Raw genomic sequence first — 16,337 nt, 5'->3', positions numbered from 1 at the left:
GGTTATATTTACGTATGACATGGAACTTCTTATTCGTAACGGCAGGGACAAGATATTTCAAATAAACAAGCACCTATTCATAATGACAGGTGCTTGTTTATTCAGCTTATGCTGTAAGTATATGTATCACTTATTTAAAAGTCCTTCTTTCTAAAGGTGGCTTGCCATACCCCATCTTTAGCCACTTTTTATGTATTAATTTGCACCTAACCTGCGCTAAAGCAGGGACATCAAACTTGCCAAAAAGTTTAATATAAAATGTGCAAAACTTTTTACATCTTTCATTGAAAATATATTGACTGAATTTTTCTATATCACAGTCGGCTTCTTTAAGAGATTCTGTAGCATAACCCAAGTATGAATAGGGATTGGAATCTGGTTTTTTATGATATTCGTAAAAGTCTTTAAAACAGGTGCGCTCCGTTACTGCTTGATATTTTTTTGGATCATCAAACAATGGAGAGGCAGGCTCTAATTGAACAGGAAGTACTATCACAGACATAAGGTATTTAAACTTTGCTCTTAAGTCTTTTGTCATAAGTTCAGTGTCGTTTAAATCTTCAGAGGATTCTCCTGGAAGCCCCATTGTTAAGTATATCAACATGGGGATTTCCAGTTCATCTATATATTGCATGATTTTATACATTTCATCATTTGTATAGAAGAAGCCTTTATTCATTTTTCTGACTTTTTCAGAGTAACTTTCAGGAGATATGGCAATATATGAAGTCCTCTTATCAAAAGTCTTTTCAAACTCGTCTACAAATTTTCGAGTAGGTAGCCCCCAGCATTCAAATCCCATTCCGCAAGATAGTTTTCTTCTTCTGATTTCTTGGAAAAGTTCAACAAAGTAGCTTTCATCATTAGGGAATGGGTCGAAACAAACTACAAAAGACTCATATCCATAGCTTAAAGCTTGTTCCATAGTATCAACAACTTTATTTGCGGGACGGAATATTGGTTTTGTGCGTCTACATATTTTAAATTGTGCATCTCTCCCACCACCGCAAAAACTGCAATTAACAGGACATCCTCTGCCAACCATCAATGGAAAAGTTGAAGTTGCGCCACTAACCTGTTTTTTTATATTTTCCTCTACACTTAAATTCAAGGACCAGTACATAGGTATTTTAAAATAATCCCTATACCCATTATAATGGTCAAGATAACTGAGATTTGCATAATCAACGTTTCCCAACTCGGCATAATCAGCAAGATAGGTTATTTGGTTGTCAATTATCTCACCGTTTTTTCTGTAAATGCAGTTGGCGACATTTTGGAAATCATTTCTTCCTTCCTTCAATAGCCTGGCAAGATCCAGCATGCCTTTCTCACCATCTCCGGCAATAATAAAATCAATGTGATCATAATTCTTCATTATTTCATTCGAAAACAAACTTGCAGTATAACCACCTAATATAATTTGTGTTTCCTTTGAAACTTCCTTAATTCTTTTTGCAACCTCAATTACATCATAGGACTGAAAATGCCAATGCAAGGATAGTGCAACAACTTTAATGTTATTTTCTTTAACGTACTCTGCAATGGAAAAGTTTTTATCATTGATGTATTCCAGACCCAGGTGCTTGATTTTTGATGATATTCCTTTTTTATTTAGAATATCACATAACGCAAAAACTCCCATTGGAATATAATTGATAAACATAAATTCATCCAATGGCTTGTAATAGCTAGAAAATTTAGGAACGTGGATAAACAGGAAATCGGCACAATCATTTTTAATTTGCGACATATTTCTATCCCTCCCAAAATCAATCTATTTTCTTCATTATATCATATATATGGCATAATATGACTTGAATTAATAATTTATTCTATAAAATTTTGATGATTTTTGTAATGTTTTGAATAGAAACTTTCTATATACAAAACTATTTCTTAGTTCAATACTGAATTTATACGTTACTTTCGCGTTACCTATTCGTTACTTCTGGCACTAGTTGCCAAAATTTCTTTTTTCTATAATTAAATTATCCATTGAGTTGTATTTTTTATATTCCTAAACAATTTATTATGAAAGGGGAGATTATTGTGGCTGGAAGTTTTGAAAGGAACCTAGAGGTTTTAGTAAACTTAAATGAGTTTACTGAGGAGAATGAAAAACTGGATATCTGCGCCTATGTCTTCAGTAAATCCGGGAGATTACTTGAAAAGAAGAAAGTAATCTTTAATGAAGAACAGCAAGGAGTTGGAACAGCAAATTTCAATCTTAAATTAAAGAACGACAATGTTGTTGTAAAACTTGGACCCGATGTTGAAGTACCATCAAAGTTGGTCAAACATGCACCTTTGGTTGAGAGTATCCTGTTGAAGGATGAAAAATCTTCATTATCCCTTGAGATTAAGCAGCCAATATGGACTGTTTGGAAGAGAAAACCCTATTTTATCCGTGGAAATGTTGTAAAGTCGGATAATGGTAAAGAACTTGATATACCTTATGGTGAAGTGGACATCTATGACGTAGATATCGGCTTTTTCACAAGATTAAGCGATGACATAATAGAAAGACTTAGAGACGCATTAATAGACGTTATAACAAACCCACCACCAGTATTGAATGGTTTTAAAACTGAGGAGATATTCAAACCATCCTGGTGGAAAGATGATTACTGTGGTACACATAAGCCTATAGAACCAATGCCTCATAGTTTTGAAATTGCTAAAATCCTAGAGGAATTACCTCAGGAATGGGCTTTTTCGCGTCAAAGATATGACGGGCTTTCAGAGGTTAGAGCGAGAATAAACAAAAAGATTGAATCTATGGATGCGGAAGAAAAAGTTAAATGGCTGGAATGTCAAGTTATTGAGGATGTAAAAATTTCATCAATAATCTATACAAACACTGCGCAATTAAAAAAACTACTTGTGGATAAGTTCCAATCATTCAGATATTGGCTTTGTTGGTTTCCATGGATTTATTGGATTTGGGCACCACATTTCTGGTGCAGCCTTGAAAAATTGGGAACGGCTAAAATCAAACAGGACGGGAGCTTTACAAAGTTATTATGGCTCTCTGTAAATAGAAAAGATATTCCCGATTTGTGGTTTGTTGTGCGACAACAGATAAACGGAGTGGATAGAAGAATTTATGCCCGATACCCTATTCCTTGTAATACACATTGGAATCATCCAAGTTGGGATTCGGTAAAATTGATAGTTACAGATCCTCTTGCTATTGCTTTGCACACCGAACACGATATTTCAGAGGATGACGAGCTTTGGGTTTGCCCGCTTGCTATTGGAAATTACTCCTTAAAGAATGTATATGGAACAGGGGCAGATTATGGTGCTATATCACCTTATGATTTGAGAATAGGCAGATATAAAGAGATATCAACAGGCCTTGGTGGCTCATTAGACCTATTTAAAGATGGGCCTTTTGGGGGACTAATTGGGTTAAGAGTTCTTTTCTCCTCTGCTCTTTTAGAAAAGGGTGTTAAATTCTATAAAATCAAGTACCGCTCTAATGGAAATGGTGATTGGATTTCAACAAACCATGAGGTTAGGAGGCATTATTCTCATTATAACATTGCTACGAAAGTATTAGAGTTTTTGCCATACCAACTAGGGCCTCAGACATTTGGTCAAGAGAGCAATCTGTTTGAAATACGGCCTAAACTGCCGCCTAATATAGACGATGAGCCTAATGCTGACTGGTATGTACTGGATGCAAAAGTCGATTTAATTAGTGGTTATATTGATACAACTTTACTTTCAAGCGGTTTTATTGAAATAAAGCTTGAACTCTATGACAAAAACGGTACAAGGATAAATCCACCTAACTTCGACACCGGTATCCAATTTAAATTGCCTACCAATGTAGATATATCTGATACTGTTGAGACAGAGTTGGCGTATATTGTAAATCCCGAACTTATAAAGCCTGACCCTGAAAACAATAAGTATACAGCATTTGTATTTAAGCTGCAGATTGACAATAGAACGCCTACTGCTGTAATTGAGGCTCCGATAGTAATGAGCAGTAACAATACTTCGACTGACTGCGGTATAGTGCATTATAAACCTGGAGATGCTAAAGTCAAGCTCTCTTATGAGGCTAGACATCCTAATAAGTTCGCCATGTACTCTTTTAAGGTTATAAGATGCATAGATGAAGTAATAAGTACTTCAGGTCAGGCAGGCGATATGGGTGATAGTGGTCTTTTTGAAATAAATCCACTTATTAAAAAAGATACAAACATTCCTAAATACCCTTATTTGTTGAAGTGTCACGAGGATGCTGCTTTCAGTATGAATCTCATGGTTTGGAATATGTCTTACGATGGATGGAACAGAGTAGGGAAGGATGTGCCTTATGTAAGAGCTTTTGCACTTGTACCGGAAAAATAATAATGGTTATAATTACATTTAAAAGGGGCCGGGATGGCCCCTTTTATTGTGCTTCTTCCGAACGGAGTGAAAGAGCAAAAGAGAAGAGGCTCGATGCCCCGGAATTTTTATTGTGAAGATTATGTTGTAAATGGGTCGCATATCGGCTTGTTAGGGGATTGAGATCAAACTGTTGTCGAAATTACATACTGTTATAAATTAAATTTGGTATAAAGTTCTAGCCGGACAAAATTTGACTATATAATTTGCTGGGAAATATAGATAGTAAGAGCTATGCTAATTAAGAGGGAGATATTGCCTTAAAGTGAACTTTAGGGAAATAAAATAGTTATTGGCAGTTGTTTTTGGGAATTTATTATCTAAAAGAAAGGTATTATAATTATGAAATGTTATTCTCTACAAAGATAAACTGCAAAAGTGAAGAATGTGGAGTATTTTTCACATTCGCTTTAGTAGTTTATTATTTTTGGAAAATTTAGGGGAGTGGATGGTAGTTTTATGCTAAAAAAACTAAAAAGATTTCTAATTGGTAGACCTTTAAAAAATGAGGCAGCGGGTGATGAAAAATATGGTATACTTTGGGGACTACCGATTCTTGCTAGTGATGCGATTTCATCAGTAGCATACGCTGGACAGGAAATGTTAATGGTGCTTATACCGGCGGTTGGTATGGCAGCGTATGCACAGGTTTCTTATATATCGCTGGCTATTATTGGTTTGTTGATTCTACTTATGCTTTCATATCGACAAACAATAGAAAACTACCCAAATGGTGGTGGGGCATATCTAGTAGCGAAGGACAACCTTGGAGTTCTTCCAGGTGTAATCGCTGGTGCTGCATTATCAGTGGATTATATATTAACTGTAGCAGTTAGTATTTCATCCGGTGTAGAGCAGATAACTTCCGCGTATGCACCTTTGAAGAAATATGCAGTTATTATTTGTGTAGCTGTTGTCTTGTTATTAATGATAGGAAATCTAAGAGGAGTAAGAGAGTCTTCCAAGGTATTTGGTATACCTGCTTATGCTTTTATAATTGCGATGTTATCAATGATTGTTGTTGGCTTTATTAGGCTCAAGATGGGTTATGTACCTACTCCTCCTCCTACAGTAAAAACTATAGTAAAACCAATATCAATTATCCTTATGCTGAAAGCTTTTTCAAGTGGTTGTACTGCATTGACAGGTGTTGAAGCAGTGAGTAATGCAGTACCTAACTTTAAGGAGCCTTCAACAAAAAATGCAAAGACTGTCTTGCTGCTTCTTTCAATAATTATTTTGACTTTGTTTGGCGGAACATCAATACTTGCTAATTATTACCCTGTAGATCCGGATAATGGAGCTGTTCTTATTCAGATAGCAGAAATGATTTTTGGCAGAAACTTTATGTTTATTTACATTACAGCGACTACTTTTATAATCCTTGTAATGGCAGCAAATACTGCATATGCAGGATTCCCATTGTTGATAGCTGTAATGGCAAAGGATGGTTATGTACCAAGACAATTAAGTATGAAGGGCGATAGATTAAGTTATTCAAATGGAATAATTGTTTTGTCTGCTGTTGCAACATTTCTTATTGTATTGTTTAAGGCGAATGTTTCATCATTAATAGGTTTGTATGCTATAGGCGTATTCATTTCCTTTACTTTGTCGCAGTCTGGAATGTTTGTAAGGTGGATGAAGTACAAAGGAAGTTATTGGGTAGGAAAGGCTTTAATTAACGGTGTCGGAGCTTTGGTTACTGCAATTGCTGTTGGAATAATTGCCTGGGCAAAATTCCACGAAGGTGCGTGGATAGTAGTAGTGCTTATTCCAATTATGGTTTTTGCAATGCTGAAGGTCAAAAAGCACTACATTGCTGTAGCAAAGCAGCTTCGATTTAGACCAGAGGAATTAATGGCTATTAATGTTGAAAGAGATGTTTATAGAAATCGTGTTATAGTACCTATTGATAGTGTAAACAAATCAAGTGTTAGGGCTTTAAGATATGCAAGAACGATATCTGATAATGTAGTAGCTTTTAATGTTTCTATAGATGCTGAAAGCGGAGAAAGAATTCAGGAAAAATATGCTATGCTTAAAACGGACATTCCGTTGATTGTAAAGTATTCTCCTTTCAGAAAAGTTGTTGAGCCGTTGCTCAAATTTATAGAATCTGCTGAATATGAATACCAGAAGGGCGATATGATAACAGTAATATTGCCGAAATTTGAAACAAAGTCCTGGTGGCATAAGATGCTGCATAATAATTCCAGAATCTTTATTGAGTCCGAGCTTCTCAAACACAAACATATTGTAGTAGCTGTTATGCCTCTGCAGCTTAAAGATGATAATTATGTATTAAAGAACCCAAAGTATAATTAACAATATAATCGTAAGCTTGAGATTTAAACAGATGCTGCAGTATACAACAAATACATTAATAGAGCACTCCAAATTGGAGTGCTTTTGCTTTGCTTACTTCGTTTGAAAGAGGCGAAATAAAGAGAAGAGAATTCTAAATAGAATCCTCTTCTTTGGTCTCATATAAATTATAGGTAATACACTTTGATGCTTTTCTTATTCTAGTAGGTTTGGCCTTGACTTCCAAATTGTCTTTTTTTGCCTTAGATTTCTTTGTTGTTGAGGCACCGTGCTTGCCGGCTGCTCTATTGCTGCAATTTTTGTTTGTGCAAGAGCCGTCCAACACTAATGAACCGCATGTACAAAATTCTGCCAATAATATCACTCCCTTATAAATATAAGTATATCACAAAACAACACTTTTTAGTTATTAATTTGCTAATTATTGTTTGAATAGAATATAATAATATTAATAATATAAACTTTTTAAATAAGAATGGCTCGATAGCTTTTCAAAAAGGAGATTTTAATATATAATATTTATAATTAATATTGTTTTCTGAGTACTTTTTTCCGATATATATTACGGTGGCTTCACAACTATACTTCAATGGGAGTTCTTATTCATGTTTAAAAAAAAGATTTTAATAATTGATGATACTGAATTTATGACAAAGCTAATCACTGATATCTTAAGTAGTGCGGATTATGATGTCGTTATTGCCTCGAATGGTCTGCAGGGGATACAGAAGGTTAGGGAAGAAAAGCCCGATCTGGTAATTCTTGATGTTGTTATGCCAGGTATGGACGGTTTTGAAGTTTGCAAAATTTTAAGAGACGATGAAAGTAATAATCTAATGCCTATCATTATGCTGACTGCTCAGGATAATGAAGATGATAAGCTGGCTGGACTTGAAATAGGAGCGGATGATTACATTATCAAGCCCTTTAACGGCCGTGAGCTTGTCAGCAGAGTGCGAAATACCCTAAAGCGTATTGATAGGAATAGATGGGCTAATCCGCTTACAGGTCTTCAGGGAAATATAGAAATTCAGACAGAGATAAACCAAAGAATAGCAAAGCGTATGTTGTTTGCAGTAATATATGGTGACCTTGATAACTTTAAGGCGTATAACGACGTTTATGGCTTTGCAAGTGGTGATAGGGCAATTAAGCTTACTGCGGATATAGTAGTGGATAATGTTCATAACTGTGGAAACCAGGGAGACTTTATAGGACATATCGGTGGAGATGATTTTGTTATTATCAGTACCCCTGATAAAACGGAAGCCATATGCAGAGGAATAATTAGTGACTTTGATGAGAAGATAAAGACCCTTTACTGTGATGAAGATGTTCAAAGGGGATATATCGTTACAAGCAACAGGCAGGGGCAGGTTATGAAGTTCCCGCTTATATCGATTTCACTGGCAGTAGTTACAAATGAATCAAGAGAATTAATCAGTCACATACAAATTGCAGAAATAGCTGCTGAAATAAAGAAAAAGGCTAAATCGTTGCCTGGAAGTACTTATGTAAAAGATAGAAGAAAGATTTAATGTAAAAGTTAGTGGAAGTTATGCTTTCACTATTACTAAAATGGAGGCTTTGGAGTTGGAAAAGGCGGAAATATTGTTCGAAAGCTACAACATGGCTGTTGAGGAAAGTTACAACAAAATTTTCATGAGTAATAAGTCACATGAACTTTTAAATATTGAGGATGAGACCATAAGGCAGCATCTTGCTGGAGACCTTGAAAAATGGGCGAGTACTCCTATGATAGAGCTTGATGGTATTAGTCCCGAGGGTTATTTTAAATCCATTGCAGATATGGCACAGCTTGTTGAATTGTTTAAACTTGCAGCACAGCTATGCGATAACGATATACCGGACCCGCTTAACGATAGATTAAAAACCTTTAATGAAGATGCAGTTAATGAATTATTAGCACTGGCAGCTGACAAGAGCCTTCTTTGCGATGATGATGATCAAATAATCTCATTAATGGCAATCAGGACTATTGGAAAGTGGCAATCTGTTAGTTCTTTGGAACCATTAATCAAGCTTATGTTTGAGCTTGAGGAAGATAATGAAATAGTAGTTGAAGAGATCTGCGGTACTATGATTCAGTTTGGCTCGGGTGCGGCAAATCGTATTATTGAGATTCTGGATGAAAGTAGCGATATTGGAAATTTGGAAGAATATCTTTTAGACACTTTGGTTAAAATCGGATTTACAATAAAGGATAAAAGTTTATATGATTTAATATTCAGGACAATTAAAAGTGTTTTTAATAAAATGGATAATAAGCTCTTTGGGGCAATTTGCCTTGGAAACTTTGGTGACGGGAGGGCAATACCTGCTCTTCGCGGTTTTGTAGAAAAGAATAAAAATTCTATTGATTATGAGACCTTTCTCGAAATAAAGTCATCTGTCCACAGGTTAGGTGGAAATATGGATGATATACATTTTTAATTAAGAATAAATATAATATTACCTATGATCTTTTAGCTTTTCATTTTTTCTCCTTACAATCTATTAATTGTTAAATAGGTAGTGGGAGAAAAGTTTAGAAAGGGTTATTATCTTTTAAACTCCACTTCTTAAGGTATACCTTCAAATTTGGCATTCTGTCGTTTTTTAGCAGTCAACTTGTGTATATCATTAAATATCCTGTCAAGTACTGAAAAACTTACAAGGGGGATTTGCTGTCATGAGGTTTAACAAAGGCATTTTGGTACTTATAATATTTTTAATGTGTTTTAGCATGTTTTTTACAGGATGTAATACTAAAGAGGCAGTTTTGCAGGAGATATCAATTAGTCTTGGGGGAGAGCCTCAAATATTGGATCCGCAGCTAGTTACCGATGTTATTCCTATGAGAGTGGTAAATGCAGTATTTGAAGGCTTGTGCCGAAAGGATAAGGAAGGCATTCCGATGCCCGGGGTTGCGAAATCATGGGATATTAGCGAGGATAAACTTGTATATACTTTTCATTTAAGAGAAGCACGTTGGGCAGATGGCTCACAAATTACGGCAACTGACTTTAAAGAGGCGTGGCTAAGGGCACTTGATCCTAAACCTGCAGATCATCAGCCTGCACTTTTAGGGTATTTGCTCCTTTGTATAGAAGGAGCCGAACAATATTCTTATGAAGATGGAAAGAAAGAAGCTGTAGGTATAGAGGCCAAGGACGACAAAACTTTGGTTGTAAAGTTAAAGCAGCCTACTCCATACTTTCTTGACCTTGTATGCAGCAGCGTATTTATGCCGGTAAATATGAAGTTCTATGGAAACCAGCCGCTGGTTAGCAAAATAAGTACATATGGGGCAGAAGCGCAAAACATATTGGGCAACGGGCCTTTTGCCATAAAGGAATGGAATCACGGTCAGAATATAGTGCTTGAGAAAAACGAGAACTATTGGAATGAGGAAAATATCAAGCTTGATAAAGTTAATTTCAGAGTAATTGCTGACAATTCTTCTGCTATAACGTCATTCAAAGCGGGAGAAATAGATGTTGTGAGTATTACAGAAGCTCATCAGATTGATGAACTTAAGGCTAATGGAGACAAGGTAGAGAATTATAATGTTGGAGCAACTCAGTATATTTCAATTAATAATGCAGATCCGCTGCTTAAAAATGAAAATTTGAGAAGGGCTATAGCCTTGGGCATTGACCGTAAGAACCTTGTTGATAAAGTAGTAAAAGATGGCTCAAAGGAAGCTTTAGGATTTGTCAATCCTGTTGTAAGAGGGGTGGACAAAGCTTTTAGAGATGAAACGGGTGATCTTTTTAGAGGGGATAATACAGCAGAAGCTGAAAGTTATGCTTTGAAATCTCTTGTTGAGTTGGGACTTAAAGATATGCCGAAATTGACCTTATTGGTAGAAGATATGGAAACATCAAAAAGGGATGCACAGGCCATTCAGGAGATGTGGAGAAAAAACCTGGGTATGGAAGTTGAAATACAAACAATGTCCTTTGAGTCTATTCAGGATAAAATGATGCAGAAAGATTACCAGATGGCACTTCTGATGTGGTCAGGAGATTACAACGATCCCACTTCATTTTTAGAGATCTTTGAAACAGAAAACTATTTTAATGTTGCAGGCTATAACAATCCCGATTTTGACAGTATTCTTAGTAACGCCAGGAAAGAAACCGATGACAAAAAGAGAATGAATTTGCTTAGTGAGGCTGAAAAACTATTATTTAAAAGTATGCCGATATGTCCCTTATATTATATATACAATAGTTACGCATTAAAGCCGGATGTAAAGGGCTTTTTAAGAGGAAGCAGTGCTATACAGGATATAGAGTTATACTGGACTTATATAGAATGACAAAAGTATTGTAGAGAAGAATAGTATAAACTTCTACTAAAGCAGGTGAAGGCAAAAGTGCTCAAATTTCTCATCAGAAGGATAATTCTATCTCTGATTACTGTGTGGATGGTTGTGACGTTTACATTTATGCTTATGCACCATCTGCCAGGTGATCCTTTTGTCTCAAAAAAGGCTGTGCCTCCTCAGGTATTGCAGAATGTCAACGAAAAGTATGGACTTGATAAGCCCATACTTGAACAGTACTTCATATACATTGGGAATATCTTTAAAGGAGATATGGGAATATCTATGAAGTATGCAAATAAAAGTGTCAATTCAATAATTGCCAGAGCATTTCCCGTATCCTTAGATTTAGGTTTAAGAGCACTTTTTATAGCAATTTTTATGGGATTACTTCTAGGGATTGTGGCAGCACTAAACAAAAATAAACCCTTGGATGATATAAGCCTTTTTATTAGTGTAATTGGAATATCTATACCTGGTTTTGCGTTGGGTACTCTTTCACAATATCTGCTGTGTTATAAATTTTCCGGTTTTTTAGCCAAGGCAATGGGAAGTAGCTGGAGGCTTTTTCCTGTAAGCGGTTGGGGTGGATTTAGCTATACAGTAGTTCCATCCATGACTTTAGCGTTTGGAGCAATGGCGCTGATAATAAGGATGATGAGGGCCAGTTTGCTGGATGTTATAGGGCAGAATTATATAACAAATGCAAGGGCTAAAGGATTATCCGGAAAGGAAATAATACTTAAGCATGGAATAAAAAATGCCTTATTTCCTGTAATATCAGTGCTTGGACCGTTAACTGCATCAATACTGCTTGGGTCCTTTGCAATTGAAAAGATTTTTTCAATACCTGGCCTTGGGCATTACCTTGTTTCAAGTGTGCAGGAAAAGGATTATACAATGGTTATAGGATTGTCGCTGTTCACATCGCTAATAGTAGTGTTAGTCAACACAATAACTGATATTTTGTATTCTATTATGGACCCTAGAGTTAAATTGTAGGCAGAAAATCAATAGCACTATAGAAAATAAATACGTAGATGAATAATTTTGGGCATAAAAATATTAAAAGCACCGGGTGATTACCATGCAAATATACAGAGCTGTAAAAACCGTACTTAAAAATAGAATTGCTGTAACAGCATTGGTTTTTCTAGGTGTGGTTTCTGTTGTTTCTATTATAGGACCTCTCTTATCTGAATATAATTACTATGCTCAGGATTTGAACAATTCTTTTTTGCCTCCATTTAGGGGCAAACACTTTTTCGGAACGGATAATTTTGGAAGGGATCTTTTCATTAGGGTGTGTGAAGGTGCCAAAATCTCACTAACCATAGGGATAGCTGCTGCAATGATTCAGACGTTTATCGGGGTATTATACGGGTGTACAGCAGGGATCACTGGTGGTATAGTTGATGAGGTTCTGATGCGGGTTGTTGATATGATTCATTCAATTCCCAATTTAATAATAGTAATTCTTTTGACCGTTTTTATGGGACGAAGTGAAATGACAATAATTATTGCTCTTTCAATAACAGATTGGACGGCAATGGCGAGAGTTATGAGGGGTCAAACACTTTTGCTAAGGGAGATGGAATTTGTGCAGGGTGCCAAAGTACTTGGAATAGGAAGGTTTCAGATTATTTTGAGGCACATTATTCCAAACTGCATGGGACCTATTATTGTAAACTTAATGTTGAGTATACCTGCAGCAATCTTTTCCGAAGCTTTCTTGAGTTTTTTGGGACTTGGGATAGAAGTTCCTAAAGCAAGCTGGGGAACTCTTGCAAGCGAGGGCTTTGTCTATGTTTCATCATATCCATGGATGATTATAGTTCCTTTGAGCTTTATTGCTGTTACTATGATAAGCTTTTATATGTTGGGTGATGCTATAAAAGATGCCTTGGACTCTATAGCATAGGGTGGTGGAGTGACATATGGAAAACCTTCTTGAAATATGCAATTTTTCTTTGTACTCAAAAGAGAATATAATTCTGGATAAAATAAATTTAAGCGTTGCAAGTGGCGAAATTGTTGCAGTTGTAGGAGAGTCTGGCAGCGGAAAAAGCATGCTTGCAAAATCTATTTTGAATATTGTCATCAGTGGACATTTCAGGAGAGAGGGAAGAATACTTTTAGAGGGAAAAAGCATAGAATCGCTGCCTGAAAGGCAGATGGTACAGGTAAGAGGGAAAAACGTCGGTATGATATTTCAAGAGCCCTTATCATATTTAAATCCAACTATGAAGGTTGGCAGGCAGTTGGCTGAACCGCTTGTAAAACATTGCAGTGTTAATTATAAAGAGGCAGAAGACAAGCTAAAGCTGCTGTTGGACAAACTGAAAATAAATGACCTTAAGGGATATTTGAACAAGTATCCGCATGAGTTGAGCGGCGGAATGGCTCAAAGAGGTATGATTGCCATGACAGCTTCGTGTTTGCCCAAAATAATTATAGCAGATGAGCCAACCAGTTCTTTGGATTCAATAACGCAGCAATCTATTGCAGAACTGCTTAAGAGCTTGTCTTGCGATTTTGGCATTTCAGTGATATTTATTACCCATGATCTGCTGCTGGCGGACAGGATTGCAGGTAGAGTTATTGTCTTAAGCAAGGGAAGGGTTGTTGAGGAAGGAAAAACTAGAGAAGTGTTTGAAAATCCAAAGAGTGAAGCTACATTAAGGTTGGCAGCCTCAGCACTAAAAAATGTGTGTGCGCTTGAGACAGACAGGGAGTTTAATGATAAAGAAGTATTATTAAGGGTTGCATCGGTCAGTAAACGTTTCACAAAGTGTGAGGGCGATGTATTGCAGGATATATCCTTAAGTTTGCATAAAGGAGAAACAGTCGGGTTGGTGGGGGAAAGCGGATGCGGAAAATCCACACTTGCCAGAATGATTGCAAGAATTATTAAACCATCTTTAGGAAGTATTCTTTATAAGGATAACAATATATATAAGAATAATAGATATCCGGAACTTGTTCAGATGATATTTCAAGATCCGTTTTTGTCACTGGATCCTCATATGATGGTCAATGATATAATTTTGGAAGGTGCCCGGAGAAAAAAGCATTTTACCAAAAAGGAAGCTATAGAGATGGTAGGAACATATCTGGAAATGGTAGGACTGGATTTCGCTTTGGGAACAAGGTATCCTCATCAACTCAGTGGTGGGCAGTGCCAGAGAGTTAGCATTGCAAGAGCTTTAACAATGAATCCTGAGTTAATAGTATGCGATGAGCCGACTTCAAGTCTGGATACAGTTTCGCAGGCTCAAATTCTAGATCTGTTTAAAAGGCTGAAAAGAGAAAAGGGTATGGGGTATTTGTTTATCAGCCATGATATAAGGTTATTAAGCAACATTTGCGACAGAATAGCTGTTATGCATAATGGCAAAATTATAGAATCAGGAAAGTGTAATGAAGTACTTAGTAGTTCTGCTCAACCATACACAAAGTTGCTTATACAAGCCACATATGGATGTGCAAGTACTTAAGGCCTAGAAATGCTAAAAATACAGCTTCGAATATATTTTTACTCAAGGCCTTATTGCTACATAGGAATATAAATCATAATACTTGTTCCCTGTGCTGGAGCGGAATTTATATCAAATCTTCCTTTAAGCAACTCAACGCGTTCCTTAAGTCCTGCAAGGCCAAATCCGCCATTGAGAGTTTGGTGCTTTTTAGATTGGGTTTCCATATCAAAACCTACCCCGTCATCAGTTATATGAATAGAAATACCGTTACCGTAGACTCTGAAATCAACTATAACGTTTGTTGCTTTTGCATGCTTTTGAATGTTTGTAAGGGTTTCCTGTACCATTCTGTATAGTGAATAGACAATGTAGTATTCAATTGTGGAATCATCTCCTGAAACAATGAAGTTTACATTCAGACCAGTACTTTCTTTAAACATTGCAAGCCTGTTTTCGAGAGCCTTTACTAGACCATCATCAAGATATGATGGCTTTAAGTCATAAAGAATAGTTCGTATCTCTTTCGAGGTAGATTTAATACTTGCGTTTAGGAAATTCAACTCTTTAAAGCCTTCTTCCGGCATATCATTTTGTAAATACTTTTTAGCAAGCTCAAGCTTAAGAGAAAGATTTACTACAGCCTGAGCGGGTCCGTCATGTATCTCTCTTGCTATACGTTTTCTTTCCTCTTCATGTGCCTTAAGGATTCTCTTGCTCAATATATCCAGCTCAGCGTTCTGCTTTTTTAAGTTATCGAGAAGAAGTTTCATATTGCTGTATAAAAGGTTGTTTTCAAGTACAACAGCAGCCTGTCCTGCAAGGGAACTCATAATATGCTCATCAGAAAAGTCATATGTAATGATGTTACTCAAGGATGCTTCATTTTTGTAATCTATTTTTTCGTTTTCGTTTTTCTTTTTATTAATTAGCTGAATAACACCAAGTATATTATTTTCATGGTCTTTCATAGGTATTGTAAGTATAGATCTGGTAACATAACCTGTACGTAAATCAAACGAATTGTTATGGTGATATTCAACCGTTGAATCCAATTTATAGGCATCATCAATTCTTAACGGTTTACCTGTTATAACTGAATAACCAAAAATACTGTCCTTGGTTATAGGAGATGTAAAGGTTTCAAGGTCAATATCTATGCTCGTGTTCCTTGATATTACGAATTTGAGGAGTTTATCTTTATAATTTTGATCCTTAATTGATGTCCAGTTATAAGAATTTTTATCGATAACAAGGTATATAGTACCCGCGTCCGAAGAAGTTAATTTAATACTGCTGGCAATTATCATTTCTAATAGTTTAACGGTATCTTTTTCTGAAGAGAGGGATTTACCAATTTCATAAAACTCCCTAACTTCGTACTTTAGCTGTGTAATGCTCTTTCTGTTATGTATTTCATTTGAGAGTTTATTTGTAAGGAATTTTTCATTGAGTTTTCCGGTGTTAACAAAATCAAAAATATTGCCGAAATTACCTATAGAACTTTGATCTTCACTATCAAACCCAATTAGTACATAACTTAAGTTGTCAAGGTTATTATTGAGGTAAGGGCTCATTTCAGCTAAAAAGGGATACTCAACAAACATTATTAAAGGTCCTGTGTCAACAGGGGAATATTTTGAAAGATAGTTTTCAAGGCTGTTAATTAACGTAGTACTATCGTTAATAATTGTAAATTTGTAAAAGGTATTTTTTAGAAAGCCAATAAAATTATCATAAACACTACTTGAACTGCTCAGGAAAAATACATTTTCGCTTAGCATTTTATG

The 16,337-nt window shown here is 36.0% G+C and carries 11 protein-coding genes; 8 read left to right on the top strand and 3 right to left on the bottom strand.

Translation table 11 applies throughout. The features are described 5' to 3' along the window. Positions 1-130 precede the first annotated feature (130 nt). Positions 131-1,753, bottom strand: coding sequence for a B12-binding domain-containing radical SAM protein (locus tag ACECE_RS0206645; protein ID WP_010245790.1), 1,623 nt, complete (start codon positions 1,751-1,753; stop codon positions 131-133). Positions 1,754-2,034: 281 nt separating this feature from the next. Between ACECE_RS0206645 and ACECE_RS0206640 the strand changes: the two genes are divergently transcribed. Together ACECE_RS0206640 and ACECE_RS0206630 are read left to right on the top strand one after the other, a co-directional pair. Continuing rightward, the gene (locus ACECE_RS0206640) at positions 2,035-4,371 is read left to right on the top strand and encodes a hypothetical protein (protein ID WP_205410162.1); all 2,337 of its coding nucleotides are present in this window, start codon (positions 2,035-2,037) and stop codon (positions 4,369-4,371) included. Positions 4,372-4,869: 498 nt separating this feature from the next. Next, positions 4,870-6,738 carry an APC family permease gene (locus ACECE_RS0206630; protein ID WP_010245785.1) on the top strand — a complete coding sequence of 623 codons (1,869 nt, stop codon included), beginning with the start codon at positions 4,870-4,872 and terminating at the stop codon, positions 6,736-6,738. 133 nt (positions 6,739-6,871) lie between these two features. Here the strand turns inward: ACECE_RS0206630 and ACECE_RS0206625 are convergent, their stop codons facing one another. Beyond that, positions 6,872-7,102, bottom strand: coding sequence for a hypothetical protein (locus ACECE_RS0206625; RefSeq protein ID WP_407636646.1), 231 nt, complete (start codon positions 7,100-7,102; stop codon positions 6,872-6,874). A 241-nt stretch (positions 7,103-7,343) separates the two neighbouring features. On the opposite strand from ACECE_RS0206625, the gene ACECE_RS0206620 reads away from it, so the two are divergent. From ACECE_RS0206620 to ACECE_RS26825, 6 genes are all read left to right on the top strand, one after another. After that, complete coding sequence (locus tag ACECE_RS0206620; protein ID WP_010245781.1) at positions 7,344-8,276, top strand: GGDEF domain-containing response regulator; 933 nt, start codon at positions 7,344-7,346, stop codon at positions 8,274-8,276. A 40-nt stretch (positions 8,277-8,316) separates the two neighbouring features. Further along, positions 8,317-9,192, top strand: coding sequence for a HEAT repeat domain-containing protein (locus tag ACECE_RS0206615; protein ID WP_456048996.1), 876 nt, complete (start codon positions 8,317-8,319; stop codon positions 9,190-9,192). Between the two features lie 238 nt (positions 9,193-9,430). Next, positions 9,431-11,065, top strand: coding sequence for a peptide ABC transporter substrate-binding protein (locus ACECE_RS0206610; protein ID WP_010245776.1), 1,635 nt, complete (start codon positions 9,431-9,433; stop codon positions 11,063-11,065). Between the two features lie 57 nt (positions 11,066-11,122). Next, entirely contained in the window at positions 11,123-12,073 is a 951-nt protein-coding gene (locus tag ACECE_RS0206605; protein WP_026073730.1) for an ABC transporter permease, read from the top strand. Positions 12,074-12,158: 85 nt separating this feature from the next. Continuing rightward, on the top strand, positions 12,159-12,992 hold the full coding sequence (locus ACECE_RS0206600; RefSeq protein ID WP_010245770.1) for an ABC transporter permease: 834 nt from the start codon (positions 12,159-12,161) through the stop codon (positions 12,990-12,992). 16 nt (positions 12,993-13,008) lie between these two features. Continuing rightward, positions 13,009-14,568: an ABC transporter ATP-binding protein gene (locus ACECE_RS26825; RefSeq protein WP_010245767.1), complete on the top strand. Its 1,560-nt coding sequence runs from the start codon at positions 13,009-13,011 to the stop codon at positions 14,566-14,568. 56 nt (positions 14,569-14,624) lie between these two features. Here the strand turns inward: ACECE_RS26825 and ACECE_RS0206590 are convergent, their stop codons facing one another. Next, on the bottom strand, positions 14,625-16,331 hold the full coding sequence (locus ACECE_RS0206590; RefSeq protein ID WP_010245762.1) for a GAF domain-containing sensor histidine kinase: 1,707 nt from the start codon (positions 16,329-16,331) through the stop codon (positions 14,625-14,627). Positions 16,332-16,337: the final 6 nt, after the last annotated feature.

This window comes from Acetivibrio cellulolyticus CD2 (genome assembly GCF_000179595.2).
Lineage (GTDB): Bacteria > Bacillota > Clostridia > Acetivibrionales > Acetivibrionaceae > Acetivibrio > Acetivibrio cellulolyticus.
Note: the sequence above shows the minus strand (reverse complement) of the source record. Positions and strands in the feature narration are given on the sequence as shown.

What these genes read in the sequence shown, in the direction of transcription:
- ACECE_RS0206610 (WP_010245776.1), top strand. Translation starts at nt 9,431, where the DNA reads ATGAGGTTTAACAAAGGCATTTTGGTACTTATAATATTTTTAATGTGT.
- ACECE_RS0206645 (WP_010245790.1), bottom strand. Translation starts at nt 1,753, where the DNA reads ATGTCGCAAATTAAAAATGATTGTGCCGATTTCCTGTTTATCCACGTT.
- ACECE_RS0206590 (WP_010245762.1), bottom strand. Translation starts at nt 16,331, where the DNA reads ATGCTAAGCGAAAATGTATTTTTCCTGAGCAGTTCAAGTAGTGTTTAT.
- ACECE_RS26825 (WP_010245767.1), top strand. Translation starts at nt 13,009, where the DNA reads ATGGAAAACCTTCTTGAAATATGCAATTTTTCTTTGTACTCAAAAGAG.
- ACECE_RS0206630 (WP_010245785.1), top strand. Translation starts at nt 4,870, where the DNA reads ATGCTAAAAAAACTAAAAAGATTTCTAATTGGTAGACCTTTAAAAAAT.
- ACECE_RS0206620 (WP_010245781.1), top strand. Translation starts at nt 7,344, where the DNA reads ATGTTTAAAAAAAAGATTTTAATAATTGATGATACTGAATTTATGACA.
- ACECE_RS0206615 (WP_456048996.1), top strand. Translation starts at nt 8,317, where the DNA reads ATGGAGGCTTTGGAGTTGGAAAAGGCGGAAATATTGTTCGAAAGCTAC.
- ACECE_RS0206640 (WP_205410162.1), top strand. Translation starts at nt 2,035, where the DNA reads ATGAAAGGGGAGATTATTGTGGCTGGAAGTTTTGAAAGGAACCTAGAG.
- ACECE_RS0206600 (WP_010245770.1), top strand. Translation starts at nt 12,159, where the DNA reads ATGCAAATATACAGAGCTGTAAAAACCGTACTTAAAAATAGAATTGCT.